General features: G+C 52.8%; 1 rRNA gene. It reads left to right on the plus strand.

The window, feature by feature from the left end:
• Positions 1-625, plus strand: a 23S ribosomal RNA gene (locus tag ACFFLE_RS11180); the annotation flags it as partial.

Here is a 625-nt window from a genome sequence, read left to right on the forward strand (position 1 = left end):
CGAAAATAGTAGGCGAAGCTGTGGGTTCACACTGCCAAGAAAACCCGCTAGTGAATACATTACCGCCCGTACCGCAAACCGACACAGGTAGTTGGGAAGAGAATTCTAAGGTGAGCGAGCGAACTCTCGTTAAGGAACTCGGCAAAATGACCCCGTAACTTCGGGAGAAGGGGTGCTCATGAAAATGAGCCGCAGTGAATAGGCCCAAGCGACTGTTTATCAAAAACACAGGTCTCTGCCAAACCGAAAGGTGACGTATAGGGGCTGACGCCTGCCCGGTGCTGGAAGGTTAAGAGGAGCGCTCAGCGTAAGCGAAGGTGCGAATCGAAGCCCCAGTAAACGGCGGCCGTAACTATAACGGTCCTAAGGTAGCGAAATTCCTTGTCAGGTAAGTTCTGACCCGCACGAAAGGCGTAACGATTTGGGCACTGTCTCAACGAGAGGCTCGGTGAAATCATAGTACCTGTGAAGATGCAGGTTACCCGCGACAGGACGGAAAGACCCCGTGGAGCTTTACTGTAGCCTGATATTGAACCTCGACCTCACTTGTACAGGATAGGTGGGAGCTGAAGATACGTGGACGCCAGTCTACGTGGAGGCACTGGTGGGATACCACCCTGGTGAT

The sequence above is a fragment of the Salinicoccus siamensis genome (assembly GCF_042429615.1).
Taxonomy (GTDB): domain Bacteria; phylum Bacillota; class Bacilli; order Staphylococcales; family Salinicoccaceae; genus Salinicoccus; species Salinicoccus siamensis.